Here is a 26,759-nt window from a genome sequence, read left to right as displayed (position 1 = left end):
CTCCGAAAAAGCCCGCCCCTGACGGGCGGGAAGAATCGCAGCAGAACTTCCAGAACAACGTATCAGACTCTTTCAAAGACGGTGGCAATCCCCTGACCTAAGCCGATGCACATCGTTGCCAGGCCAAACTGGCAATCCCCTCTTTCCATCAGATTCAACAGCGTGGTGCCGATCCGCGCGCCTGAACAGCCCAGAGGATGTCCCAGCGCAATAGCGCCACCATTGAGGTTAACCTTTTCATCCATCACTTCAAGCAGCCCCAGATCCTTGATGCAAGGCAGCGTCTGGGCAGCAAACGCTTCATTCAGTTCAAACACACCGATATCCGTTACCGACAATCCCGCTCGTTTTAACGCCAGCTGTGAAGCGGGAACCGGCCCGTAGCCCATGATGGAAGGATCGCAGCCCACCACGGCCATGGAGCGAACGTAAGCACGAGGTTTCAGGCCCAGCTCCCGGGCGCGGGTTTCGCTCATGATAAGCATCGCTGCTGCCCCATCGGAGAGTGCCGAAGAGCTGCCCGCCGTTACCGTTCCGTTGACCGGATCGAAGGCAGGGCGCAAGGCTGCCAGCCCTTCTGCGGTAGTATCCGGGCGAATAACCTCATCAAAATCATAGCGACGAAGCACGCCATCAGCATCATGTCCGCTGGTTGGCACAATTTCACTGGCAAAGTGCCCGGCCTGCGTAGCGGCCCAGGCGCGCTGGTGAGAGCGCGCGGCGAAGGCATCCTGTTGCTCACGGCTGATGCCATGGATGCGCGCCAGCATCTCTGCGGTAAGCCCCATCATGCCAGCCGCTTTAGCGACGGTTTTGCTCAGCCCGGGATGAAAATCAACGCCGTGGCTCATCGGCACGTGGCCCATATGCTCAACACCGCCGATCAGGCAGGCCGCCGAATCGCCAACCATAATAGCGCGTGCCGCATCATGCAGGGCCTGCATTGAGGAACCGCACAGGCGGTTTACGGTGGTTGCCGGGACGCTATGCGGAATTTCAGCCAGCAGAGCGGCATTACGGCCAATATTAAAACCCTGTTCCAGCGTCTGCTGCACGCAACCCCAGTAGATGTCATCCAGCTGGTTTGCTTCCAGCGCCGGATTACGGCTTAGCAGGCTGCGCATCAGATGGGCCGAAAGATCTTCCGCACGAACGTGACGATAAGCGCCCCCTTTAGAACGACCCATTGGCGTGCGGACTGCATCAACAATGACGACTTTTTCCATTTTCATCTCCTCACGCCATTTTCAGTGTGGCTTCGCCAATTGGCGCGGCCTGTGGGTACCAGCTGTCGCTGCCGTTCGCTTTTTCAACCAATCCTTCTGGGCAGTGGTAGAGCGCACCAAGCTGGCTGAACGCTTGTGCCTGACTAACGAAGCGGGCATTTCCCAGCGTATCCAGATAGCGGAACGCGCCGCCGTGGAAAGGAGGGAAGCCCAGGCCGTAGACCAGCGCCATATCCGCTTCGGCAGGGGAGGCGATAATGCCCTCCTCCAGACAGCGCACCACTTCATTGATCATCGGGATCATCATGCGGGAAACAATTTCCTCATCGCTGAAAACGCGCCTCGGCTGGCATACGCTTTGCAGCATCTCATCAACTTCCGGGTCAGCTACCTTTTTAGACTTGCCCTCCGTTTCCCAGCGATAAAACCCCAGCTTATTTTTCTGGCCATAACGTTTCATATCGAACAGCACATCAATGGCGTCACGATAATCTTTCTTCATTCGGGAAGGAAAGCCGTCGGCCATCACCGTCTGGGCATGATGAGCGGTATCGATACCGACTACGTCCAGCAGCCACGCCGGACCCATTGGCCAGCCAAACTGTTTTTCCATCACTTTATCAATCTGCCGGAAGTCAGCGCCGTCGCGCAGCAGCAGGCTGAAACCGGCAAAATAGGGGAATAACACGCGGTTGACGAAAAAGCCGGGACAGTCGTTAACGACGATCGGTGTTTTGCCCATCTTACTGGCCCAGGCCACCACTTTTGCCAGCGTCGCCTCTGAGGTTTTTTCACCCCGGACCACCTCCACTAACGGCATACGATGTACCGGGTTGAAGAAGTGCATACCGCAGAAATTTTCGGGACGCTTCAGCACAGTGGCTAACTGGCTGACAGGAATAGTTGAAGTATTGGTAGCCAGAACGGCCGTTGGGTTGAGATAGCTTTCCGTCTCCGCCAGCACCGCTGCTTTTACCTTTGGATTTTCAACCACGGCCTCCACCACCATCTCCGCCCGCTCAAAACCGGCATAGTCCAGCGTTGGCTCAATAGTGGCGATGATACCGGCCAGCTTCATGCCGTCGATTTTGCCCCGTTCAAGCTGCTTGTTCAGTAATTTAGCTGCCTCTTTCATACCCAGTTCAAGCGAGGCTGGATTGATATCTTTCATTATCACCGGCACGCCTTTAGAGGCGGACTGACAGGCTATCCCGCCGCCCATAATCCCGGCGCCGAGTACGGCAGCCTGTTTCGGCGTGGCGATATCTTTGGTGAGTTTTTTCGCTTTGGCTTTGACTGCCTGATCGTTAAGGAAGATACCGACCAGCGCCCGCGCCTCACTGGAACGAGCCAGCGGCACAAAGGCACTGGTTTCCAGCTTCAGCGCCTCGTCGCGGCACATATTTGCGGCAGCTTCGATGGTTTTCACCGCCATCAGCGGCGCGGGATAGTGTTTTCCTGCGGTTTGCAGCACCATACTTTTGGCAATGGTAAAACTCATCGCCGCTTCAATTTTGCTGAGCTTCAGCGGTTCCAGCTTCGGCTGACGGCGGGCGCGCCACTCCTGCTTGCCAGCTATCGCCTCCTGCAGGATGGCGATGGCTGCCTGCTGAAGTTTTTCTGCCGGGACAATAGCATCGGCCAGGCCCAGCGCCAGCGCCCGCTCTGCATCCACATCCTTGCCTGCAGCAATAATTTCCAGCGCGCTGTCGGCACCCAGCAGTCGGGGCAGGCGCACCGACCCTCCGAAGCCCGGCATAATCCCCAGTTTGGTTTCCGGCAGGCCGATGCGGGCATCCGGCGTCACAATACGAAAATCGGTGGCGAGCACGCATTCACAGCCGCCGCCCAGCGCATAGCCCTGAACAGCCGATAAGGTCGGAACGGGCAGATCTTCAAGCCGGTTGAAAATGGCATTGGCAAACGTCAGCCATTGCGTAAGTTTTTCAGCCGGGGCAGCAAATAAGGAGAGAAACTCAGTGATATCTGCGCCGACGATAAATGCCGGTTTCCGGGAACTGAGCAGCAACGCCTTCAGCTCAGGCTGCTGCTCCAGTACCGTGAGCGCTTCCCCCAGACTGGCAACGGTTTGCGTGTCCAGCTTGTTGACCGAGCCCGGCGCATCAAAGGCCAGCTCGGCGATGCCCGGTTCCAGCCAGTCCAGTGTTAGCGTGTCGCCTTTGTAGAGCATGTGAATCTCCTGAAGCCGCAATAAGGGGATCTGGTCATACCAGATGATCGTGAGTGTGGAAGGGATGTTAATTATTTGCAAACGAGACTTTGCGGATTTGCAAACAAGATCACAGGCGAGGCATAACGGCATCCCTGAAGGGGGTGTGATAAGATGCGCGCAATTTCACGGTAATGGAGACAGAGTTATGGAATCGTTAGTCACCCTTTATCAGGACCATCTGAAAACACTACAGGCACGGGCTCAGCAGGTGTTGGAGCGTAACAAGCTGGATGCCCTGCTGATCCATTCAGGAGAGCTGCTCACCGTTTTCCTCGACGATCATACCTATCCCTTTAAAGTGAATCCCCAGTTTAAAGCCTGGCTGCCGGTCACCGCCGTGCCGAACTGCTGGCTGTGGGTGGATGGCGTTAACAAACCCAGGCTGTGGTTCTATTCGCCGGTGGATTACTGGCACAATGTGGAGCCTCTGCCGCAGAGCTTCTGGACGGATGAGATTGAGATCGTTGCGCTGAAAAATGCCGAAGAGATCGCTCAGCTGTTACCTGCCCAACGCGATAACGTCGCTTATATCGGCCCGGTGCCAGCACGCGCCGCCCAGTTCGGTATCAATAGTGACCGGACCAACCCCAAAGCAGTGCTCGATTTCCTGCATTATCATCGTTCTTACAAGACCGATTATGAGCTTTACTGCCTGCGCGAAGCGCAGAAAACCGCGGTGATCGGTCATCGGGCAGCGAAAGAGGCGTTCCTCTCCGGGATGAGCGAGTTTGATATCAACAACGCTTACCTCAGCGCAACCGGTCATCGTGATACCGATGTCCCTTACGGCAATATCATCGCGCTTAATGAGCATGCCGCCGTACTGCACTACACCAAACTGGATCATCTTCCGCCAGAGCAGACGCGCAGTTTCCTGATTGATGCCGGAACGGAATATAACGGTTATGCGGCGGATCTGACCCGTACTTATGCAGCGCAGCCTGACAGTGACTATGCTCAGCTGATTAAAGAGATGAATCAGGAAGAGCTGGCGCTGATTGGCACCCTGAAGGCGGGCGTGCGCTACAGCGAATATCATCAGCAAATGCATCAGCGTATTGCGAAACTGCTGCTTAAACATCAGTTGGTAAAAGGCATAAGTGAAGAAGCGCTGGTGGCAGAAGATATTACCGGGCCCTTTATGCCGCACGGTCTTGGTCATCCTCTGGGCCTGCAGGTACACGATGTTGCCGGATTTATGCAGGACGACAGCGGCACCCATCTGGCCGCGCCGCAGCAATATCCTTATCTGCGCTGCACGCGTATTCTTGAGCCGCGGATGGTCGTGACCATTGAACCTGGTATTTACTTTATCGATTCACTGCTGGCCCCATGGCGCGAAAGTCAATTCAGTCAGCATTTCAACTGGGATCGTATTGATGCGCTCAAGCCCTATGGCGGCATCCGTATTGAGGATAATGTGATTATCCGCGAGCAGGGCGTGGAAAACATGACCCGTGACCTGAAGCTGGAGTGATGGACGCCTATGACATCCCCGCTGAGCTGTTCAGCTTCAGCGAGGAAATCAAAAAAAGCCGCTTTATCACGCTGTTGGCTCATACTGACGGTGTGGCAGCAGCCCGGGCTTTTGTTCAGCAGATCAAAAACGAACATCCCACCGCCCGCCATCATTGCTGGGCATGGGTAGCCGGTGCTCCTTCGGATTCACAGCAACTGGGGTTCTCTGATGACGGAGAGCCTTCCGGTACGGCGGGTAAACCGATGCTGGCGCAGCTGATGGGTAACCATATCGGGGAGATCACCGCCGTGGTGGTTCGTTATTACGGCGGTATTCAGCTGGGAACCGGCGGGCTGGTAAAAGCGTATGGCGGCGGAGTGCAACAGGCGCTGAAACAGCTGCCGCGCGTGCAGAAAGTCCCGATGCTCACTTTTACGCTCTCCTGTGACTATGCTCAGCTTGCAGAGATTGAAAGAATGACTGCCCGGTTCAACGGCCAGCTTTTACACAGTGAATTTTTAGCGTGCGTTTCATTAACGCTGGCCCTGCCGCATTCTCAGGTAGCGGGCTTTGCACAAAATCTCACAGACTTTAGCAGAGGGGCGCTGACGCTCACCCCGCTCGACTAACTTTCATTGTCAGGAAAGGAACGGTTACATGCATTATCGCACCATTACCCGCATCGTGGGGCTGCTGGTTATTTTGTTCTCGGGGACGATGATCGTGCCGGGCCTGGTCGCTCTGATCTACCGTGACGGTGCGGGCCGTGCATTTACCCAGACCTTCTTTATGGCGCTGCTCATCGGTTCACTGCTGTGGTGGCCTAACCGCAAACAGCGGAAAGAGTTAAAGCCGCGCGAAGGATTCCTGATCGTGGTGCTGTTCTGGACCGTGCTGGGCAGCGTGGGGGCTATGCCGTTTATCTTTGCTGAACATCCCAACCTCTCCGTAACGGACGCTTTCTTTGAATCCTTCTCCGGCCTGACCACCACCGGCGCTACCACGCTGGTGGGGCTGGATTCACTGCCCAAGGCCATTCTCTTTTACCGGCAAATGCTGCAGTGGCTGGGCGGAATGGGGATCATTGTGCTCGCGGTGGCTATCCTGCCGATTTTGGGGGTAGGGGGGATGCAGCTCTATCGCGCTGAAATGCCCGGCCCGCTGAAAGATAACAAGATGCGCCCCCGCATTGCAGAAACGGCTAAGACGCTATGGCTAATCTACGTTTTACTGACGGTGATTTGCGCGCTGGCGCTCTGGCTGGCCGGAATGCCGCTGTTTGACGCCATCGGGCACAGCTTCTCGACAATCGCCATCGGCGGATTCTCTACCCATGATGCGAGTATTGGCTACTTCAACAGCCCAACGATCAATACCATCATCGCCATCTTCCTGCTGATCTCCGGCTGTAATTATGGCCTGCATTTCTCAATGTTCAGCGGGCGCAATCTTCGCGTTTACTGGCGTGATCCGGAATTCCGCATGTTCATCGGGGTTCAGCTTACGCTGGTGATCATCTGCACGGTGATGCTCTGGTTCCATGATGTTTACCACAGCGGGATGCAGACGCTGAATCAGGCTTTCTTCCAGGTAGTTTCCATGGCGACGACCGCTGGCTTCACCACAGACAGCATTGCGCGCTGGCCGCTGTTCCTTCCTGTTCTGCTGCTCTGTTCTGCTTTTATTGGCGGCTGCGCCGGGTCGACCGGCGGGGGACTGAAGGTGATCCGTATCCTGCTGCTGTTCAAGCAGGGTTCTCGTGAGCTAAAGCGTCTGGTTCACCCGAATGCGGTATATACCATCAAGCTGGGCCAGCGCGCGCTGCCTGAACGGATCCTTGAAGCGGTCTGGGGCTTCTTCTCTGCTTACGCGTTGGTGTTCCTGCTGAGTATGCTGGCAATTATTGCGACCGGTGTGGATGACTTTTCCGCATTTGCTGCCGTGGCCGCCACCCTGAACAATCTTGGGCCGGGCTTAGGAGTAGTGGCGGATAACTTCACTACGATGAACGATACGGCGAAATGGATTTTAATCCTGACGATGCTTTTCGGTCGTCTGGAAGTGTTCACGCTGTTAGTCCTGTTTACGCCAACCTTCTGGCGCGAGTAACTGAAACGAGTATTGAATATGAAAGCGTTAATCCTTTTTTCCAGCCGTGATGGCCAGACGCGTGAAATCGCGGCTTATATAGCTAACCAGATAAAAGAGCAGCAGGAGTGTGACGTACTGAATATCCTGCACGCTTCATCCGTGAACTGGGCGGAGTACGATCGTGTGCTGATTGGCGCCTCTATACGCTACGGGCACTTCCATCCCGCCGTGACCAAATTCGTCAAACAGCATTTGCTACAGATAAAGGAAAGGGAGAGCGGCTTCTTTTCGGTGAACCTTACCGCGCGTAAACCTGAGAAGCGTACGCCACAGACCAATGCCTACACGCGCAAGTTCCTGCTGCAGTCTCCCTGGGAGCCTGACTGCTGTGCTGTCTTCGCGGGTGCACTGCGTTATCCGCGTTATGGTTTCTTCGACCGCATCATGATTCAGCTTATTATGCGTATGACCGGCGGCGAGACGGATGCCAGTAAAGAAGTCGAGTATACAGATTGGGTTCAGGTAGAGCGCTTTGCCCATGAATTTGCTGCATTATCAGGCAAAGTGAAGGTAAAAGAGGCGCTTTGATGAAAAATGACGCTGTCAGTCATTTTTCTGCAATAAACACTTGTCACCCGGCGGGAACTCCCTATAATGCGCCTCCATCGACACGGAACAACGGCTTACCGGCCGCCGGGTTGAGAGGGTCAGGAAGCTGAACCGCCGGAGAAAAACTTCTGAAAATGTTGTTGACTCCGAAGGAGGAAAGCGTAATATACGCCACCTCGCAGTAACGCCTCAGGGCGCTTACCGCAACGCTCTTTAACAATTTATCAGACAATCTGTGTGGGCACTCGCAGGATTGATATCAGCGCCGCAGGGCGCAGAAAATATCAAGTCTTAAGAGTGAACACATAATGAAATTCATTATGAGTGTTTTACACTTGAGCATCGCTTAACTTGTTTAAGCAAATCGAACTTTTAATTGAAGAGTTTGATCATGGCTCAGATTGAACGCTGGCGGCAGGCCTAACACATGCAAGTCGGACGGTAGCACAGAGGAGCTTGCTCCTCGGGTGACGAGTGGCGGACGGGTGAGTAATGTCTGGGAAACTGCCTGATGGAGGGGGATAACTACTGGAAACGGTAGCTAATACCGCATAACCTCGCAAGAGCAAAGTGGGGGACCTTCGGGCCTCACGCCATCGGATGTGCCCAGATGGGATTAGCTAGTAGGTGGGGTAACGGCTCACCTAGGCGACGATCCCTAGCTGGTCTGAGAGGATGACCAGCCACACTGGAACTGAGACACGGTCCAGACTCCTACGGGAGGCAGCAGTGGGGAATATTGCACAATGGGCGCAAGCCTGATGCAGCCATGCCGCGTGTATGAAGAAGGCCTTCGGGTTGTAAAGTACTTTCAGCGGGGAGGAAGGCGGTAAGGTTAATAACCTTACCGATTGACGTTACCCGCAGAAGAAGCACCGGCTAACTCCGTGCCAGCAGCCGCGGTAATACGGAGGGTGCAAGCGTTAATCGGAATTACTGGGCGTAAAGCGCACGCAGGCGGTCTGTCAAGTCAGATGTGAAATCCCCGGGCTTAACCTGGGAACTGCATTTGAAACTGGCAGGCTAGAGTCTTGTAGAGGGGGGTAGAATTCCAGGTGTAGCGGTGAAATGCGTAGAGATCTGGAGGAATACCGGTGGCGAAGGCGGCCCCCTGGACAAAGACTGACGCTCAGGTGCGAAAGCGTGGGGAGCAAACAGGATTAGATACCCTGGTAGTCCACGCCGTAAACGATGTCGACTTGGAGGTTGTGCCCTTGAGGCGTGGCTTCCGGAGCTAACGCGTTAAGTCGACCGCCTGGGGAGTACGGCCGCAAGGTTAAAACTCAAATGAATTGACGGGGGCCCGCACAAGCGGTGGAGCATGTGGTTTAATTCGATGCAACGCGAAGAACCTTACCTGGCCTTGACATCCACGGAATTCGGCAGAGATGCCTTAGTGCCTTCGGGAACCGTGAGACAGGTGCTGCATGGCTGTCGTCAGCTCGTGTTGTGAAATGTTGGGTTAAGTCCCGCAACGAGCGCAACCCTTATCCTTTGTTGCCAGCGCGTAATGGCGGGAACTCAAAGGAGACTGCCGGTGACAAACCGGAGGAAGGTGGGGATGACGTCAAGTCATCATGGCCCTTACGGCCAGGGCTACACACGTGCTACAATGGCGCATACAAAGAGAAGCGACCTCGCGAGAGCAAGCGGACCTCATAAAGTGCGTCGTAGTCCGGATCGGAGTCTGCAACTCGACTCCGTGAAGTCGGAATCGCTAGTAATCGTAGATCAGAACGCTACGGTGAATACGTTCCCGGGCCTTGTACACACCGCCCGTCACACCATGGGAGTGGGTTGCAAAAGAAGTAGGTAGCTTAACCTTCGGGAGGGCGCTTACCACTTTGTGATTCATGACTGGGGTGAAGTCGTAACAAGGTAACCGTAGGGGAACCTGCGGTTGGATCACCTCCTTACCTGAAGATACCTTCCCGCGTAGTGCTCACACAGATTGTCTGATAGAAGTAATGAGCAACAGTAACAGAGTCCCCATCGTCTAGAGGCCCAGGACACTGCCCTTTCACGGCTGTAACAGGGGTTCGAATCCCCTTGGGGACGCCATCCTGATAATGAGTGAAAGACATTATCAACCAGTATCTCAAAACTGATTCTCTCCGCAAGGATGAGTCACGTTTGAGATATTTGCTCTTTAACAACCCGGAACAAGCTGAAAATTGAAACGACGCGTCGTGTTTACCCTCCGTAATAAGGGTGAACAGAACGATGCGTTCGAGTCTCTCAAATGCCTGCAACAGACAGTGTTCTTCGGGACGCTTGTGGGTTGTGAGGTTAAGTGACTAAGCGTACACGGTGGATGCCTAGGCAGTCAGAGGCGATGAAGGGCGTGCTAATCTGCGATAAGCGTCGGTAAGGTGATATGAACCGTTATACCCGACGATACCCGAATGGGGAAACCCGGTGCACTCGTGCATCATTGCAGCATGAATACATAGTGCTGCAAGGCGAACCTGGGGAACTGAAACATCTAAGTACCCAGAGGAAAAGAAATCAACCGAGATTCCCCCAGTAGCGGCGAGCGAACGGGGAACAGCCCAGAACCTGAATCAGTTTGTGCAGCAGTGGAAGCGTCTGGAAAGTCGCAGGGTACAGGGTGATACTCCCGTACACGAAGCTGCACTTACTGTGAGTTCGATGAGTAGGGCGGGACACGTGACATCCTGTCTGAATATGGGGGGACCATCCTCCAAGGCTAAATACTCCTGACTGACCGATAGTGAACCAGTACCGTGAGGGAAAGGCGAAAAGAACCCCGGCGAGGGGAGTGAAACAGAACCTGAAACCGTGTACGTACAAGCAGTGGGAGCACCCTTGTGGTGTGACTGCGTACCTTTTGTATAATGGGTCAGCGACTTATATTCTGTAGCAAGGTTAACCGTATAGGGGAGCCGCAGGGAAACCGAGTCTTAACTGGGCGTTAAGTTGCAGGGTATAGACCCGAAACCCGGTGATCTAGCCATGGGCAGGTTGAAGGTTGGGTAACACTAACTGGAGGACCGAACCGACTAATGTTGAAAAATTAGCGGATGACCTGTGGCTGGGGGTGAAAGGCCAATCAAACCGGGAGATAGCTGGTTCTCCCCGAAAGCTATTTAGGTAGCGCCTCGTGAACTCATCTCCGGGGGTAGAGCACTGTTTCGGCTAGGGGGCCATCCCGGCTTACCAACCCGATGCAAACTGCGAATACCGGAGAATGTTATCACGGGAGACACACGGCGGGTGCTAACGTCCGTCGTGAAGAGGGAAACAACCCAGACCGCCAGCTAAGGTCCCAAAGTCATGGTTAAGTGGGAAACGATGTGGGAAGGCACAGACAGCCAGGATGTTGGCTTAGAAGCAGCCATCATTTAAAGAAAGCGTAATAGCTCACTGGTCGAGTCGGCCTGCGCGGAAGATGTAACGGGGCTAAACCATGCACCGAAGCTGCGGCAGCGACACTTATGTGTTGTTGGGTAGGGGAGCGTTCTGTAAGCCGTTGAAGGTGGACTGTGAGGTCTGCTGGAGGTATCAGAAGTGCGAATGCTGACATAAGTAACGATAAAGCGGGTGAAAAGCCCGCTCGCCGGAAGACCAAGGGTTCCTGTCCAACGTTAATCGGGGCAGGGTGAGTCGACCCCTAAGGCGAGGCCGAAAGGCGTAGTCGATGGGAAACAGGTTAATATTCCTGTACTCGGTGTTACTGCGAAGGGGGGACGGAGAAGGCTATGTTGGCCGGGCGACGGTTGTCCCGGTTTAAGCGTGTAGGCTTGCGTTCCAGGCAAATCCGGAACGCTTTAAGGCTGAGGCGTGATGACGAGTCACCACGGTGATGAAGCAACAAATGCCCTGCTTCCAGGAAAAGCCTCTAAGCATCAGGTAACACAGAATCGTACCCCAAACCGACACAGGTGGTCAGGTAGAGAATACCAAGGCGCTTGAGAGAACTCGGGTGAAGGAACTAGGCAAAATGGTGCCGTAACTTCGGGAGAAGGCACGCTGGCGCGTAGGTGGAGGGACTTGCTCCCCGAGCTGAAGCCAGTCGAAGATACCAGCTGGCTGCAACTGTTTATTAAAAACACAGCACTGTGCAAACACGAAAGTGGACGTATACGGTGTGACGCCTGCCCGGTGCCGGAAGGTTAATTGATGGGGTTATCCGCAAGGAGAAGCTCTTGATCGAAGCCCCGGTAAACGGCGGCCGTAACTATAACGGTCCTAAGGTAGCGAAATTCCTTGTCGGGTAAGTTCCGACCTGCACGAATGGCGTAATGATGGCCAGGCTGTCTCCACCCGAGACTCAGTGAAATTGAACTCGCTGTGAAGATGCAGTGTACCCGCGGCAAGACGGAAAGACCCCGTGAACCTTTACTACAGCTTGACACTGAACATTGAGCCTTGATGTGTAGGATAGGTGGGAGGCTTTGAAGCGCGGACGCCAGTCTGCGTGGAGCCAACCTTGAAATACCACCCTTTAACGTTTGATGTTCTAACCTGGCGCCGTGATCCGGCGTGGGGACAGTGTCTGGTGGGTAGTTTGACTGGGGCGGTCTCCTCCCAAAGAGTAACGGAGGAGCACGAAGGTTAGCTAATCACGGTCGGACATCGTGAGGTTAGTGCAAAGGCATAAGCTAGCTTGACTGCGAGAGTGACGGCTCGAGCAGGTGCGAAAGCAGGTCTTAGTGATCCGGTGGTTCTGTATGGAAGGGCCATCGCTCAACGGATAAAAGGTACTCCGGGGATAACAGGCTGATACCGCCCAAGAGTTCATATCGACGGCGGTGTTTGGCACCTCGATGTCGGCTCATCACATCCTGGGGCTGAAGTAGGTCCCAAGGGTACGGCTGTTCGCCGTTTAAAGTGGTACGCGAGCTGGGTTTAGAACGTCGTGAGACAGTTCGGTCCCTATCTGCCGTGGGCGCTGGAAGATTGAGAGGGGTTGCTCCTAGTACGAGAGGACCGGAGTGAACGCACCACTGGTGTTCGGGTTGTCATGCCAATGGCACTGCCCGGTAGCTAAGTGCGGAAAAGATAAGCGCTGAAAGCATCTAAGCGCGAAACTTGCCTCGAGATGAATCTTCCCTGGGTCCTTGAGACCCCTGAAGGGACGTTGAAGACTACGACGTTGATAGGCCGGGTGTGTAAGCGCAGCGATGCGTTGAGCTAACCGGTACTAATGACCCGTGAGGCTTAACCTTACAACACCAGAAGCGTTCTGGTGAGCGTCTGAGAGACGCAACAGAGATTTTCAGCTTGTGACGGATTGATTTACGCGGCCTGCGAGGGCGGCGTGAATGACAGAATCTGCCTGGCGGCTTTAGCGCGGTGGTCCCACCTGACCCCATGCCGAACTCAGAAGTGAAACGCCGTAGCGCCGATGGTAGTGTGGGGTCTCCCCATGCGAGAGTAGGGAACTGCCAGGCATTAAATAAAGCAATAACCCCGACCGCAAGGCCGGGGTTTTTTGCGTCTGCGTTTTACAGAAAGACAGAAAAGACAGAAAAGGGCCCCGCGCTGACGCACGGGGCCCTTTTTTATGCCTCGTCCAAAAGCAGTACAGGCAGGAAACCTGTTTCATAACCGTAAATAACCGGCAGCACGAACTATTTTCCCCTTTGACGTCCTGAGATATCAACCCAGTTAAGCCTTCACGCAACGCGCCACTATCCCGGATCACCCTGACAGGTTCAACCTGAAGAAATCCCTCAACGGAGCAGCTGTGAATCGGGTAAACTAATAGCAGATAAATTCGTAAAGGCCGTAACATGTCCAGCCAGTCCCACTCTTTAAAACCTTTCAACACCTTTAATCTCAATGTCCAGGCAAAACAGATTGTCATCGCGAATACGCCAGAAGATCTGATCGCAGCCTGGCAGGAAACACAGCAAAAAGATCTGCCGGCACTGCTGATTGGTGAAGGCAGCAATATTCTGTTTCTGGAAGATTTTGCAGGTATGGCAATCATTAACAGATTGAAGGGCATAACCATAGAGGAAGGGGAAGAGGCCTGGCATCTGCATGTAGGGGCTGGTGAAAACTGGCACCGGCTGGTAGAGCACACGCTGGAAATTGGCGTGCCGGGCCTGGAGAATCTCGCCATGATCCCAGGCTGTGTGGGTTCTGCCCCTATACAGAATATTGGCGCATATGGCGTGGAGCTGAAAAACGTCTGCGAATATGTCGATCTGCTGGATCTCTCCTCAGGCAGTACGCTACGCCTCAGTGCAGAAGAGTGCCAGTTTGGCTACCGCGACAGCGTATTTAAGCATCATTACCAACAGGGCTATGCCATTACTGCAGTAGGGATGAGACTGCCTAAAAAGTGGATCCCGGTATTAACGTATGGAGAACTGAGCAAATTAACGCCCGGTAGCGTTACAGCGCAGGAAATTTTCGATTCTGTCTGCCGTACCCGTACAAGTAAGCTACCCGCCCCTGAAAAAGTAGGAAACGCAGGGAGTTTTTTCAAAAACCCTGTAGTCAGCGCTGAACTGGCGGCGAAAATTGTCGATCTCTATCCCGATATGCCACTCTACCCGCAGGCTAATGGCAGCTGTAAATTGGCTGCAGGATGGCTGATTGACAGGTGTGAGCTTAAGGGGTTCAGCATTGGTGGCGCTGCTGTTCATCTTCAGCAGGCACTGGTATTGATTAATCAGAACCAGGCGACAGGCAGTGATATCGTGGCGCTGGCACATGAAGTGCGCCAGCGGGTAGGCGCTAAATTTAACGTATGGCTGGAGCCTGAGGTGCGTTTTGTTGGCGCTCAGGGAGAAAAGGATGCCGTTGGAGTTATTGCATGAAAGGTAATACTGTCCCTTTAACGTTGATCGATATTCTGTCCGATGGTGAATTCCATTCGGGAGAGCAGCTGGGCGAACGGCTTGGAATGAGCCGGGCTGCTATTAATAAGCATGTTCAAACCCTTAAAGATTGGGGCATTGACGTATTTACGGTAACTGGCAAGGGGTACAGCCTGCCAGCCCCTATGCAGTTACTGAATGAAGAGAAGATTGCCGCACAGCTGAATGAAGGCCGGCTGGCCGTTATCCCGGTAATCGATTCTACTAACCAGTATCTGCTGGAAAAGATGGATACACTGCGATCGGGTGACGCCTGTGTGGCGGAATATCAGCAGGCAGGAAGAGGGAGACGTGGGCGTCAATGGTTCTCTCCTTTTGGCTCAAATCTCTATCTCTCGATGTACTGGCGCCTCGATCAGGGACCTATGGCGGCGATGGGTCTCAGTCTGGTCATTGGCATTGTGATTGCGGAAGTTCTTCGCTCGCTGGGAGCCGATGAAGTCAGAGTCAAATGGCCTAACGATCTCTATCTGAATGACCGCAAGCTGGCGGGTATCCTGGTGGAATTGACCGGAAAAACCGGTGATGCAGCGCAGCTGGTGATTGGAGCGGGCATTAATCTCGCTATGCGAACGCCTGACGCGGCTATTGTGAATCAGGGCTGGATAAACTTGCAGGAGGCAGGCGTTAATGTCGACCGGAATACGCTAACGGCACGCCTGATAAATACGATGCGAGAATCTTTGCCGATTTTTGAACGTGAAGGATTGGCACCTTTTATTCAGCGTTGGAGTGAACTCGATAACTTTATTAATCGACCTGTTAAGTTGCTTATTGGCGATAAAGAAATCCCTGGTATTGCACGAGGAATTGATCAGCAGGGTGGATTAATTCTGGAACAGGACGGTGTAAAAAAATCCTGGGTCGGCGGCGAAATATCATTGCGCCCACAGGATTAAAAAAACAGGGGCTTTCGCCCCTTTTTTTATTTCCTCAATCTCACCAGATCGACGGCATGATCAACACTTTTCGTCATGATCAGGCTGGCTCGCTCACGCGTAGGAAGAATATTTTCTTTAAGATTCATAAAGTTAATTTCTTCCCACAGCTGGGTGGCGATGCCTACCGCTTCTTCTTCTGAAAGTTTGGCATAGTTATGGAAATAGGAATCGGGATCGGTGAAGGCACCCTGACGGAATTTCAGGAACCGATTAATATACCATTTTTGCAGCAGGTTTTCGGGCGCATCTACATAAATTGAAAAGTCCACGAAATCAGAAACAAATACATGGTGCGGATCGTGAGGATAATCCATCCCGCTTTGCAAAACATTCAGTCCTTCCAGAATTAAAATATCAGGTTGCTGTACAACCTTATCGCCTTGAGGAATAACATCATAAATAAGATGGGAATAAACCGGCGCCGTAACCTGTGAAGCGCCTGATTTCAAATCGGAAACGAAGTTGACCAGACGGTGCATATCATAAGACTGGGGAAAACCTTTCTTCTTCATCAATCCCCGCTCCTTCAACACCTGATTAGGGTGTAAGAAGCCGTCGGTAGTGATCAGCTCTACACGACGATGCTCTGGCCAGCGGCTTAAGAGCGCCTGAAGGACGCGAGCTGTGGTGCTTTTGCCAACGGCAACGCTGCCAGCAATGCTGATGATATAGGGGATCTTCTGCCCGTTGGTGCCGAGGAACTGTTCGAGCACGGCTTGCCGCCGAAGATTAGAACTGATGTAGAAATTCAGCAGACGCGAGAGGGGCAGATAGATCTCTGCAACTTCCTCTAAAGATAAATCTTCATTTATCCCCTTTAACTGCGCTATCTCCTCTTCACTCAGCGTCATTGGCACTGAATCACGCAGCGCAGCCCATTGTGCGCGGTTAAATTGCAAATAGGGTGTCGTTATCAGGGAATCTTTTTTGCTCATATGCATGCTTCTGCCAGCAAGAATTTGCCTGTCGTGATCGTTTTCGACTTCTCGGCGCTACGGCCGCCAGAGTCTGCTTACGTAACTAAGGTAAATTTCAGAAAACAATGGGCAGGAGGTTAACACCAGACGTGCACTACCTGAAGGAAAAATACATTCTGCGAGCGCAAACGTAACGAGGGCCGCATTTATTGAATAATCTGCTGGCAATCAGTCGGGGAACCTGATTAACGCGGCAGAAAGTGCAGGAGAGACAAGGAGGAGAAGCATCGCGCAGAGAAAAGGAGTGATAATGAATGAAACAAAAAGCGCTTTTTTTGTCTCTGCTGAGAAATTCCTTCGCTATCGGGCAGTTTTTTGCAGCAAGCCGCTGAACGCACAGTGGTGAAATAATCGCTAGAATGGCGGTTCTTTGAACGGAATTTCTGTAGCGAAGGGCTAATTTGCGAAGAATTGCACAAATAGTAAGCATAAGAACAATTATCGCGATTTTTTTGTTGCATCGAAGCCCAGCTCTTCCTAGAATGCGCACCACTTGATGCCGGCTTAGCTCAGTTGGTAGAGCAACTGACTTGTAATCAGTAGGTCACCAGTTCGATTCCGGTAGCCGGCACCATCAAGTAAAGAAATACCCCTGGTGGGGTTCCCGAGCGGCCAAAGGGAGCAGACTGTAAATCTGCCGTCATCGACTTCGAAGGTTCGAATCCTTCCCCCACCACCATTTCTTCCGGAAGTTCAGGTTGAAATGACATGAAGATTTTCGACTGAGCACCAGCGCAGTCTGGGTCATCAAGCATTTGCGGGTTGACTCGAATAGCAAGAGGGCATCTTCTTGTTGTTCAAAAGCTACAGACAGAACAGGTAGCCGAGTTCCAGGATGCGGGCATCGTATAATGGCTATTACCTCAGCCTTCCAAGCTGATGATGCGGGTTCGATTCCCGCTGCCCGCTCCAAGCCGTGCTGATATGGCTCAGTTGGTAGAGCGCACCCTTGGTAAGGGTGAGGTCCCCAGTTCGACTCTGGGTATCAGCACCACTTCTAAATCTCCCTCCCTGATTCTTTCTCTGTACGTTAAAATTCAACAGTTCAGGCTTTGCCTGGTTGATGTGGTGATATCACCGATTTATCCGTGTCTTAGAGGGACAAGCGATGTCTAAAGAAAAATTTGAACGTTCCAAACCGCACGTCAACGTTGGTACTATCGGCCACGTTGACCACGGTAAAACTACCCTGACTGCTGCTATCACCACCGTTCTGGCTAAAACCTACGGCGGTTCTGCACGTGCATTCGACCAGATCGATAACGCACCAGAAGAAAAAGCACGTGGTATCACCATCAACACTTCACACGTTGAATATGACACCCCGACTCGCCACTATGCGCACGTTGACTGCCCAGGCCACGCCGACTATGTGAAAAACATGATCACCGGTGCTGCGCAGATGGACGGTGCAATTCTGGTTGTTGCTGCAACTGACGGCCCAATGCCTCAGACCCGTGAGCACATCCTGCTGGGTCGCCAGGTTGGCGTTCCTTTCATCATCGTGTTCATGAACAAGTGTGACATGGTTGATGACGAAGAGCTGCTGGAACTGGTAGAAATGGAAGTGCGTGAACTTCTCTCTGCCTATGACTTCCCTGGTGATGACCTGCCAATCGTTCGTGGTTCTGCACTGAAAGCGCTGCAGGGCGACGCTGAGTGGGAAGCTAAAATCATTGAGCTGGCTGGCCACCTGGATAACTACATCCCGGAACCAGAGCGCGCAATCGACAAGCCATTCCTGCTGCCTATCGAAGACGTCTTCTCTATCTCCGGCCGTGGTACTGTTGTTACCGGTCGTGTAGAGCGCGGTATCGTTAAAGTGGGTGAAGAAGTTGAGATCGTTGGTATCAAAGATACCGTGAAATCAACCTGTACCGGCGTTGAGATGTTCCGTAAGCTGCTGGACGAAGGTCGTGCAGGCGAGAACTGTGGTGTTCTGCTGCGTGGTATCAAGCGCGAAGAAATTCAGCGTGGCCAGGTTCTGGCTAAGCCAGGCTCAATCAAGCCACACACCAAGTTCGAGTCAGAAGTTTATATTCTGTCTAAAGATGAAGGCGGCCGTCATACTCCGTTCTTCAAAGGCTACCGTCCTCAGTTCTACTTCCGTACTACTGACGTGACCGGTACCATCGAACTGCCAGAAGGCGTTGAGATGGTAATGCCTGGTGACAACATTCAGATGGTTGTTACCCTGATCCACCCAATCGCGATGGATGACGGTCTGCGTTTCGCAATCCGTGAAGGCGGCCGTACTGTTGGTGCGGGCGTTGTTGCTAAAGTTATCGCTTAATCGCTGATAATATTTGACGCAACGCGCTTTAAAAGGGCATCATTTGATGCCCTTTTTGCACGCTGTAACATAGAACCTGGCTCATCAGTGATTTTCAACCATAATCATTGCTGAGGCAGGCTCTGTAGCATGGCGTTATATGCCGAGTTTCGCCTCACAGCCTCCTCGGCTTGGTTGCCCTGTTTTACGGGTAAAACAGTTTCTGATTTATTGTGGCAGGTTGGTTTATGAGTGCTAATACCGAAGCTCAAGGGAGCGGGCGTGGCCTGGAAGCGGGTAAATGGTTAGTTGTAGCATTGCTGCTGATCGTGGCCATCGTAGGCAACTACTATTACCGTGAAGTCACGCTGCCGCTGCGCGCGCTGGCCGTCGTTATCCTGATTGCAGCAGCCGGTGGCATTGCGCTGCTGACGACCAAAGGTAAAGCGACACTGGCATTTGCTCGTGAAGCGCGCACCGAAGTTCGTAAGGTCATCTGGCCGACTCGTCAGGAAACGTTGCACACCACGTTAATCGTTGCCGCGGTAACTGCCGTGATGTCACTGATTTTGTGGGGACTGGATGGAATTCTGGTTCGTCTGGTATCGTTTATCACTGGCCTGAGGTTCTGAGATGTCTGAAGCTCCAAAAAAGCGCTGGTACGTCGTTCAGGCGTTTTCCGGTTTCGAAGGCCGCGTAGCACAATCGCTGCGTGAGCATATCAAATTACATAACATGGAAGAGCTGTTTGGCGAAGTCATGGTTCCAACCGAAGAAGTGGTGGAGATCCGTGGTGGCCAGCGTCGTAAAAGCGAGCGCAAGTTCTTCCCAGGCTATGTCCTTGTCCAGATGGTTATGAACGATGCAAGCTGGCACTTAGTGCGCAGCGTGCCGCGTGTCATGGGATTCATTGGCGGCACCTCCGATCGTCCGGCACCTATCAGCGATAAAGAAGTCGACGCGATCATGAACCGCCTGCAGCAGGTGGGTGATAAGCCACGTCCTAAAACCATGTTTGAGCCTGGTGAAATGGTCCGTGTCAGTGACGGTCCTTTCGCAGACTTCAATGGTGTTGTTGAAGAAGTGGATTACGAAAAAAGCCGCCTGAAAGTCTCCGTTTCAATCTTTGGGCGTGCTACGCCGGTTGAGCTGGACTTTGGACAGGTTGAAAAAGGCTGATAACAAGGCACATCGAGTCAATGTTCAGGCAGTGACCCGATCAAAAGTTGAGCTTTGTAGCTGAATATCAGTTGCGAGAGGCGCGAAATTGCCCTACAATTTCGCGCCTTTTGTTTTTATGCGCTGGCTACAGCGTGTGAATATTAATTACGGGGAGCTCTTTACGGAGCGTCTGAACCCAATAGAGGAATTATCATGGCTAAGAAAGTACAAGCCTACGTCAAGCTGCAGGTTGCAGCCGGTATGGCAAACCCAAGTCCGCCAGTAGGCCCGGCTCTGGGTCAGCAGGGTGTTAACATCATGGAATTCTGTAAAGCGTTTAACGCCAAAACAGAATCCCTGGAAAAAGGCCTGCCTACTCCAGTAGTGATTACCGTTTATTCTGACCGTTCTTTCACCTTCATTACCAAAACGCCTCCAGCACCAATCCTGCTGAAGAAAGCGGCTGGTATCAAGTCTGGTTCCGGCAAGCCGAACAAAGACAAAGTAGGTAAAGTAACGCGTGCTCAGGTACGTGAAATCGCAGAAACCAAAGCTTCTGATATGACTGGTGCTGATATTGAAGCGATGGCTCGCTCAATTGAAGGTACTGCTCGTTCCATGGGCCTGGTAGTAGAGGACTAAGAAATGGCTAAGCTGACCAAGCGCATGCGCGTGATCCGTGACAAAGTTGATGCAACTAAACAGTATGACATCAACGAAGCTGTCGCTCTGCTGAAAGAACTGGCTACTGCCAAGTTCGTTGAAAGCGTTGACGTAGCTGTAAACCTGGGCATTGATGCTCGTAAATCTGACCAGAACGTTCGCGGTGCAACTGTACTGCCACACGGTACTGGCCGTTCCGTTCGCGTTGCCGTATTTGCCCAAGGCGCAAACGCTGAAGCTGCTAAAGCTGCAGGCGCTGAGCTGGTAGGTATGGAAGATCTGGCTGACCAGATCAAAAAAGGCGAAATGAATTTCGACGTGGTTATCGCATCTCCAGATGCAATGCGCGTTGTTGGCCAGCTGGGCCAGGTACTGGGCCCACGCGGTCTGATGCCTAACCCGAAAGTGGGTACCGTAACCCCTAACGTTGCTGAAGCCGTTAAGAACGCTAAAGCAGGTCAGGTTCGTTACCGTAACGACAAAAACGGCATCATCCATACCACTATCGGTAAGGTTGATTTCGATGCAGATAAGCTGAAAGAAAACCTGGAATCCCTGCTGGTTGCGCTGAAAAAAGCAAAACCTTCTCAGGCGAAAGGCGTTTTCATCAAGAAAGTTAGCCTGTCCACCACTATGGGTGCAGGTGTTGCGGTTGATCAGGCTGGCCTGAACGCTGTAGCAAACTAATCTGCTTTACGCGGGCGAAAGTTTCCATTAGAATCTTACGCCCGTTGTTCCGTTAATCGCGGAACCAGAATTTTCGGTTGGAGCCTGGCCTTATCCAGGCCTCCGTCCAAGACCGCAGGTGTCTCGTAAGAGGCTTAATCTCCTGCGTAGACGGTGACAGAACCTGAAGAATATTTTTATAGTCTTTGCTGGATTCTGCTCACCGTGTTTAAGCGCCTGGTTTCGGCCAGGTGAAGTGAGTTCCGGAGAAATTCATCTCCGGCAAAATCCAGGAGCACAAGCTAATGGCCTTAAATCTTCAAGACAAACAAGCGATTGTTGCTGAAGTCAGCGAAGTAGCCAAAGGCGCGCTGTCTGCGGTAGTTGCGGATTCTCGTGGCGTACCAGTAGGCAAAATGACTGAACTGCGTAAAGCAGGTCGTGAAGCTGGCGTTTACATGCGTGTTGTTCGTAACACCTTGCTGCGCCGCGTCGTTGAGGGAACTCAGTTTGAGGTCCTGAAAGACACGTTCGTCGGTCCGACCTTGATTGCATACTCTATGGAACACCCGGGCGCTGCTGCTCGTCTGTTCAAAGAGTTCGCGAAAGCGAATGCAAAATTTGAGGTCAAAGCTGCGGCCTTTGAAGGCGAGTTAATCAGTGCGGCTCAGATCGACCGCCTGGCAACTCTGCCTACTTACGATGAAGCAATCGCACGCCTGATGGCAACCATGAAAGAAGCCGCTGCCGGCAAACTGGTTCGCACTCTGGCTGCAGTCCGCGATCAGAAAGAAACTGAAGCTGCTTAAGCTTAAGCCTTTCTTTTCCGACTCTTGCTTACGTAACCTTTATCTACACTGAATTCAGGAACATTTTAAAATGTCTATCACTAAAGAACAAATCATCGAAGGCGTTGCCGCCCTGTCTGTAATGGAAATCGTTGAACTGATCTCCGCTATGGAAGAAAAATTCGGCGTTTCAGCTGCTGCTGCTGTTGCAGGTCCTGCTGCTGCTGCTGAAGCTGTAGAAGAAAAAACCGAGTTTGACGTTGTACTGAAAGCTATCGGCGCTAACAAAGTTGCCGTGATCAAAGCAGTACGTGGCGCAACTGGTCTGGGCCTGAAAGAAGCTAAAGACCTGGTTGAGTCTGCACCTGCTGCCCTGAAAGAAGGCATCAGCAAAGACGACGCAGAAGCACTGAAGAAAGCACTGGAAGAAGCTGGCGCAGAAGTTGAAGTTAAATAAGCCAACCTTTCAGGTTGCAGCCTAAATTATCAGGCTGATGGCTGGTGACTTTTCGGTCACCAGCCTTTTTGCGCTCTATAGCGTCAATGACGTTTCACACTATTTAGTCATTGATTTGCTTAATATCTTTCTCTATCGACGACTTAATATATTGCTCTCCTGGCGCTTTATGCGTTATTGCCCCAGCAACGAAATGATTTAAGAGTGATAGAAAGAGGTATTACGGAAGGGGAGTCTTCTTTCCGCGTCTCATAATAGTGTTGCATGAACTGTCCCCCCTGGACGGACAGAGAGGTTCTACTTTTCAGCGAGCTGAGGAACCCTATGGTTTACTCCTATACCGAGAAAAAACGCATCCGTAAGGATTTTGGAAAACGTCCACAAGTTCTGGACATTCCTTATCTCCTTTCTATCCAGCTTGACTCGTTCCAGAAGTTCATCGAGCAAGATCCGGAAGGTCAATATGGTCTGGAAGCTGCTTTCCGTTCCGTATTCCCGATCCAAAGCTATAGCGGTAACTCTGAGCTGCAGTACGTCAGCTACCGTTTAGGCGAACCTGTCTTTGATGTGAAAGAGTGTCAGATTCGTGGCGTCACGTTCTCTGCACCCCTGCGCGTTAAACTGCGTCTGGTGATCTACGAGCGCGAAGCGCCGGAAGGCACCGTTAAGGACATCAAAGAGCAAGAAGTTTACATGGGTGAAATTCCACTCATGACCGATAACGGTACCTTTGTGATCAACGGTACAGAAAGGGTTATCGTTTCTCAGCTGCATCGTAGTCCTGGTGTCTTCTTCGACAGCGATAAGGGTAAAACCCACTCATCGGGTAAAGTGCTTTATAACGCACGTATTATTCCTTACCGTGGTTCATGGTTGGACTTTGAGTTCGATCCGAAAGACAACCTGTTCGTTCGTATTGACCGTCGCCGTAAATTGCCTGCGACCATCATTCTGCGTGCACTGAACTACACCACTGAGCAGATCCTTGACCTGTTCTTTGAAAAAATCGTGTACGAAATCCGCGACAACAAGCTGCAGATGGAACTTGTTCCTGAGCGCCTGCGCGGTGAGACTGCCTCTTTCGATATCGAATCCAACGGAACTGTTTACGTTGAGAAAGGCCGTCGTATTACTGCACGTCATATTCGTCAGCTGGAAAAAGATGGCGTTGAGCACATCGAAGTTCCTGTTGAATACATCGCCGGCAAGGTAGTAGGTAAAGACTACATTGACGAGAGCACCGGTGAACTGATTGTTGCCGCGAACATGGAGCTGTCGCTGGATCTGCTGGCTAAACTGAGCCAGGCGGGTCACAAGCGCATTGAAACCCTGTTCACCAACGATCTGGATCACGGTGCCTATATCTCTGAAACCGTACGCGTCGATCCAACCAGCGATCGCCTGAGCGCGCTGGTTGAGATCTATCGCATGATGCGTCCTGGTGAGCCACCAACGCGTGAAGCGGCTGAAAACCTGTTCGAGAACCTGTTCTTCTCTGAAGACCGCTACGATCTCTCTGCGGTTGGCCGTATGAAGTTCAACCGTTCTCTGCTGCGTGACGAGATCGAAGGTTCAGGTATCCTGAGCAAAGACGACATCATTGAAGTGATGCGTAAGCTTATTGGTATCCGTAACGGTATTGGTGAAGTGGATGATATCGACCACCTCGGCAACCGTCGTATTCGTTCCGTTGGCGAAATGGCGGAAAACCAGTTCCGCGTAGGTCTGGTCCGTGTTGAGCGTGCGGTGAAAGAGCGTCTCTCTCTGGGCGATCTGGATACCCTGATGCCTCAGGATATGATCAACGCCAAGCCGATTTCTGCCGCAGTGAAAGAGTTCTTTGGTTCCAGCCAGCTCTCTCAGTTTATGGACCAGAACAACCCGCTGTCTGAGATTACGCACAAGCGTCGTATCTCTGCACTGGGCCCGGGCGGTCTGACGCGTGAGCGTGCAGGCTTTGAAGTTCGAGACGTACACCCGACGCACTACGGTCGCGTATGTCCAATCGAAACGCCTGAAGGTCCAAACATCGGTCTGATCAACTCCCTGTCTGTGTACGCACAGACCAACGAGTACGGTTTCCTGGAAACCCCATACCGTCGCGTTCGCGAAGGCGTGGTGACCGATGAAATTCATTACCTCTCTGCTATTGAAGAGGGTAACTACGTTATCGCTCAGGCGAACACTAACCTCGACGACGAAGGTCACTTCGTAGACGATCTGGTGACCTGCCGTAGCAAAGGCGAATCGAGCCTCTTCAGCCGCGATCAGGTTGACTACATGGACGTTTCCACCCAGCAGGTGGTTTCCGTCGGTGCGTCACTGATCCCGTTCCTGGAGCACGATGACGCCAACCGCGCATTGATGGGTGCAAACATGCAACGTCAGGCGGTTCCAACTCTGCGCGCTGATAAGCCGCTGGTTGGTACCGGTATGGAACGCGCGGTAGCGGTTGACTCCGGTGTTACAGCCGTAGCGAAACGTGGTGGTACCGTTCAGTACGTTGATGCATCCCGTATCGTTATCAAAGTTAACGAAGACGAAATGTATCCGGGCGAAGCGGGTATCGACATTTACAACCTGACCAAATATACCCGTTCTAACCAGAACACTTGCATCAACCAGATGCCTTGCGTGAACCTGGGTGAGCCAATTGAACGTGGTGACGTGCTGGCTGATGGTCCTTCAACGGATCTCGGCGAACTGGCACTGGGTCAGAACATGCGCGTCGCGTTCATGCCGTGGAACGGCTACAACTTCGAAGACTCCATTTTGGTCTCCGAGCGCGTGGTACAGGAAGATCGCTTCACCACTATCCACATTCAGGAACTGGCGTGCGTCTCTCGTGACACCAAGCTGGGGCCAGAAGAGATCACCGCTGACATCCCTAACGTGGGTGAAGCTGCGCTCTCTAAACTGGATGAGTCCGGTATCGTCTATATCGGTGCTGAAGTGACCGGTGGCGACATTCTGGTTGGTAAGGTAACGCCGAAAGGTGAAACCCAGCTGACGCCAGAAGAGAAGCTGCTGCGTGCAATCTTCGGTGAGAAAGCGTCTGACGTTAAGGACTCTTCTCTGCGCGTACCAAATGGCGTTTCTGGTACCGTTATCGACGTGCAGGTCTTTACCCGCGATGGCGTGGAAAAAGACAAGCGCGCGCTGGAAATCGAAGAGATGCAGCTGAAGCAGGCGAAGAAAGACCTGTCTGAAGAACTGCAGATCCTCGAAGCTGGTCTGTTCAGCCGTATCAACTACCTGCTGGTTGCAGGCGGCGTTGAAGCGGAAAAACTGGACAAGCTGCCACGCGAGCGCTGGCTGGAACTCGGCCTGACCGACGAAGAGAAGCAAAACCAGCTGGAGCAGCTGGCAGAGCAGTACGACGAGATGAAGCGCGAGTTTGAGAAAAAACTCGAAGCGAAGCGCCGTAAAATCACTCAGGGCGATGACCTGGCACCTGGCGTGCTGAAAATCGTGAAAGTGTATCTGGCCGTTAAGCGTCAGATCCAGCCTGGTGACAAAATGGCAGGTCGTCACGGGAACAAAGGTGTTATCTCCAAGATCAACCCGATCGAAGATATGCCATACGATGAGAACGGTACGCCGGTCGATATCGTACTGAACCCGCTGGGCGTACCTTCACGTATGAACATTGGACAGATTCTTGAAACCCACCTGGGTATGGCTGCAAAAGGCATTGGCGATAAGATCAACGCTATGCTTAAAAAGCAGGAAGAAGTGTCTAAACTGCGTGAGTTTATTCAGCGCGCGTACGATCTGGGCACCGATGTGCGTCAGAAAGTCGACCTGAACACCTTCACCGACGACGAAGTGCTGCGTCTGGCTGAAAACCTGAAGAAAGGGATGCCAATCGCCACACCGGTGTTTGACGGCGCGAAAGAGAGCGAAATCAAAGAGCTGCTGCAGCTCGGCGGCCTGCCTTCTTCCGGTCAGATCACGCTGTTTGATGGTCGTACCGGCGAGCAGTTCGAACGTCAGGTTACCGTTGGCTATATGTACATGCTGAAACTCAACCACTTAGTGGATGACAAGATGCATGCGCGTTCTACCGGCTCTTACAGCCTCGTTACTCAGCAGCCGCTGGGTGGTAAGGCGCAGTTCGGTGGACAGCGCTTCGGTGAGATGGAAGTGTGGGCACTGGAAGCATACGGCGCCGCTTATACCCTGCAGGAAATGCTGACCGTGAAGTCTGATGATGTGAACGGCCGTACCAAGATGTATAAAAACATCGTTGACGGCAACCATCAGATGGAACCGGGCATGCCGGAATCCTTCAACGTACTGTTGAAAGAGATCCGCTCGCTGGGTATTAACATCGAGCTTGAAGACGAGTAAGCACTC

General features: G+C 52.6%; 17 protein-coding genes, 5 tRNA genes and 3 rRNA genes. 22 read left to right on the top strand and 3 right to left on the bottom strand.

All coding sequences use genetic code 11. The annotated features are described in order from the left end of the window. Positions 1 to 62: 62 nt before the first annotated feature. Positions 63 to 1,226: an acetyl-CoA C-acyltransferase FadA gene (gene fadA / locus Q3V30_RS20065; protein WP_306208828.1), complete on the bottom strand. Its 1,164-nt coding sequence runs from the start codon at positions 1,224 to 1,226 to the stop codon at positions 63 to 65. A 10-nt stretch (positions 1,227 to 1,236) separates the two neighbouring features. Next, positions 1,237 to 3,417: a fatty acid oxidation complex subunit alpha FadB gene (gene fadB, locus Q3V30_RS20060; protein ID WP_306208826.1), complete on the bottom strand. Its 2,181-nt coding sequence runs from the start codon at positions 3,415 to 3,417 to the stop codon at positions 1,237 to 1,239. A 187-nt stretch (positions 3,418 to 3,604) separates the two neighbouring features. Between fadB and pepQ the strand changes: the two genes are divergently transcribed. The 10 genes from pepQ to birA all read left to right on the top strand — a co-directional run bounded on the left by pepQ (position 3,605) and on the right by birA (position 15,374). Further along, positions 3,605 to 4,936, top strand: a complete 1,332-nt coding sequence (gene pepQ / locus Q3V30_RS20055; protein ID WP_306208824.1) for a Xaa-Pro dipeptidase — start codon at positions 3,605 to 3,607, stop codon at positions 4,934 to 4,936. Then, a complete protein-coding gene (locus Q3V30_RS20050; RefSeq protein ID WP_306213262.1) occupies positions 4,936 to 5,547 on the top strand; it encodes an IMPACT family protein in 612 nt (203 codons plus the stop codon). The genes pepQ and Q3V30_RS20050 overlap by 1 nt, the downstream gene beginning before the upstream one ends. A 28-nt stretch (positions 5,548 to 5,575) precedes the next feature. Beyond that, positions 5,576 to 7,027, top strand: a complete 1,452-nt coding sequence (gene trkH / locus Q3V30_RS20045; protein ID WP_306208822.1) for a Trk system potassium transporter TrkH — start codon at positions 5,576 to 5,578, stop codon at positions 7,025 to 7,027. An 18-nt stretch (positions 7,028 to 7,045) separates the two neighbouring features. Further along, positions 7,046 to 7,597 (top strand): menaquinone-dependent protoporphyrinogen IX dehydrogenase, encoded by a 552-nt coding sequence (gene hemG / locus Q3V30_RS20040; protein ID WP_306208820.1) that lies wholly within the window; start codon positions 7,046 to 7,048, stop codon positions 7,595 to 7,597. Positions 7,598 to 7,991: 394 nt separating this feature from the next. Continuing rightward, positions 7,992 to 9,534, top strand: a 16S ribosomal RNA gene (locus Q3V30_RS20035). Positions 9,535 to 9,603: 69 nt separating this feature from the next. Continuing rightward, positions 9,604 to 9,679 (top strand) — tRNA-Glu (locus Q3V30_RS20030). 226 nt (positions 9,680 to 9,905) lie between these two features. Further along, positions 9,906 to 12,810, top strand: a 23S ribosomal RNA gene (locus Q3V30_RS20025). A gap of 109 nt (positions 12,811 to 12,919) precedes the next feature. Then, positions 12,920 to 13,035: ribosomal RNA gene (rrf, locus tag Q3V30_RS20020) — 5S ribosomal RNA — on the top strand. The 16S, 23S and 5S rRNA genes sit together here with 1 tRNA gene alongside, the layout of an rRNA operon. 342 nt (positions 13,036 to 13,377) lie before the next feature. Beyond that, complete coding sequence (gene murB, locus Q3V30_RS20015) at positions 13,378 to 14,415, top strand: UDP-N-acetylmuramate dehydrogenase (RefSeq protein ID WP_306208818.1); 1,038 nt, start codon at positions 13,378 to 13,380, stop codon at positions 14,413 to 14,415. Then, a complete protein-coding gene (gene birA / locus Q3V30_RS20010) occupies positions 14,412 to 15,374 on the top strand; it encodes a bifunctional biotin--[acetyl-CoA-carboxylase] ligase/biotin operon repressor BirA (RefSeq protein ID WP_306208816.1) in 963 nt (320 codons plus the stop codon). The genes murB and birA overlap by 4 nt, the downstream gene beginning before the upstream one ends. Positions 15,375 to 15,400: 26 nt before the next feature. Here birA and coaA read toward each other — a convergent pair whose 3' ends face one another. Then, the gene (coaA, locus tag Q3V30_RS20005; protein ID WP_306208814.1) at positions 15,401 to 16,351 is read right to left on the bottom strand and encodes a type I pantothenate kinase; all 951 of its coding nucleotides are present in this window, start codon (positions 16,349 to 16,351) and stop codon (positions 15,401 to 15,403) included. 540 nt (positions 16,352 to 16,891) lie between these two features. Between coaA and Q3V30_RS20000 the strand changes: the two genes are divergently transcribed. The 12 genes from Q3V30_RS20000 to rpoB all read left to right on the top strand — a co-directional run bounded on the left by Q3V30_RS20000 (position 16,892) and on the right by rpoB (position 26,753). Beyond that, positions 16,892 to 16,967, top strand: a tRNA-Thr gene (locus tag Q3V30_RS20000). A gap of 20 nt (positions 16,968 to 16,987) precedes the next feature. Then, positions 16,988 to 17,072, top strand: a tRNA-Tyr gene (locus tag Q3V30_RS19995). 158 nt (positions 17,073 to 17,230) lie between these two features. Next, positions 17,231 to 17,305 (top strand) — tRNA-Gly (locus tag Q3V30_RS19990). 6 nt (positions 17,306 to 17,311) lie between these two features. Next, positions 17,312 to 17,387: transfer RNA gene (locus Q3V30_RS19985), tRNA-Thr, on the top strand. A gap of 114 nt (positions 17,388 to 17,501) precedes the next feature. After that, on the top strand, positions 17,502 to 18,686 hold the full coding sequence (tuf, locus tag Q3V30_RS19980) for an elongation factor Tu (RefSeq protein ID WP_306208812.1): 1,185 nt from the start codon (positions 17,502 to 17,504) through the stop codon (positions 18,684 to 18,686). A gap of 227 nt (positions 18,687 to 18,913) precedes the next feature. Further along, positions 18,914 to 19,297, top strand: coding sequence for a preprotein translocase subunit SecE (gene secE / locus Q3V30_RS19975; RefSeq protein ID WP_306208810.1), 384 nt, complete (start codon positions 18,914 to 18,916; stop codon positions 19,295 to 19,297). Between the two features lies 1 nt (position 19,298). After that, on the top strand, positions 19,299 to 19,844 hold the full coding sequence (gene nusG / locus Q3V30_RS19970; RefSeq protein WP_306208808.1) for a transcription termination/antitermination protein NusG: 546 nt from the start codon (positions 19,299 to 19,301) through the stop codon (positions 19,842 to 19,844). Between the two features lie 195 nt (positions 19,845 to 20,039). Beyond that, positions 20,040 to 20,468, top strand: a complete 429-nt coding sequence (gene rplK / locus Q3V30_RS19965) for a 50S ribosomal protein L11 (RefSeq protein ID WP_306208807.1) — start codon at positions 20,040 to 20,042, stop codon at positions 20,466 to 20,468. A gap of 3 nt (positions 20,469 to 20,471) precedes the next feature. After that, positions 20,472 to 21,176, top strand: coding sequence for a 50S ribosomal protein L1 (gene rplA, locus Q3V30_RS19960; protein ID WP_306208805.1), 705 nt, complete (start codon positions 20,472 to 20,474; stop codon positions 21,174 to 21,176). 284 nt (positions 21,177 to 21,460) lie between these two features. Further along, complete coding sequence (gene rplJ, locus Q3V30_RS19955) at positions 21,461 to 21,964, top strand: 50S ribosomal protein L10 (protein WP_306208803.1); 504 nt, start codon at positions 21,461 to 21,463, stop codon at positions 21,962 to 21,964. Positions 21,965 to 22,034: 70 nt separating this feature from the next. After that, positions 22,035 to 22,400 carry a 50S ribosomal protein L7/L12 gene (rplL, locus tag Q3V30_RS19950; RefSeq protein ID WP_024966036.1) on the top strand — a complete coding sequence of 122 codons (366 nt, stop codon included), beginning with the start codon at positions 22,035 to 22,037 and terminating at the stop codon, positions 22,398 to 22,400. A 324-nt stretch (positions 22,401 to 22,724) separates the two neighbouring features. Further along, positions 22,725 to 26,753: a DNA-directed RNA polymerase subunit beta gene (rpoB, locus tag Q3V30_RS19945; RefSeq protein ID WP_306208800.1), complete on the top strand. Its 4,029-nt coding sequence runs from the start codon at positions 22,725 to 22,727 to the stop codon at positions 26,751 to 26,753. Positions 26,754 to 26,759: the final 6 nt, after the last annotated feature.

This window comes from Erwinia pyri, from assembly GCF_030758455.1.
GTDB classification, from domain to species: domain Bacteria; phylum Pseudomonadota; class Gammaproteobacteria; order Enterobacterales; family Enterobacteriaceae; genus Erwinia; species Erwinia pyri.
The sequence above is the reverse complement of the archived record's forward strand: the minus strand, read 5'-3'. Positions and strand labels throughout refer to the sequence as shown.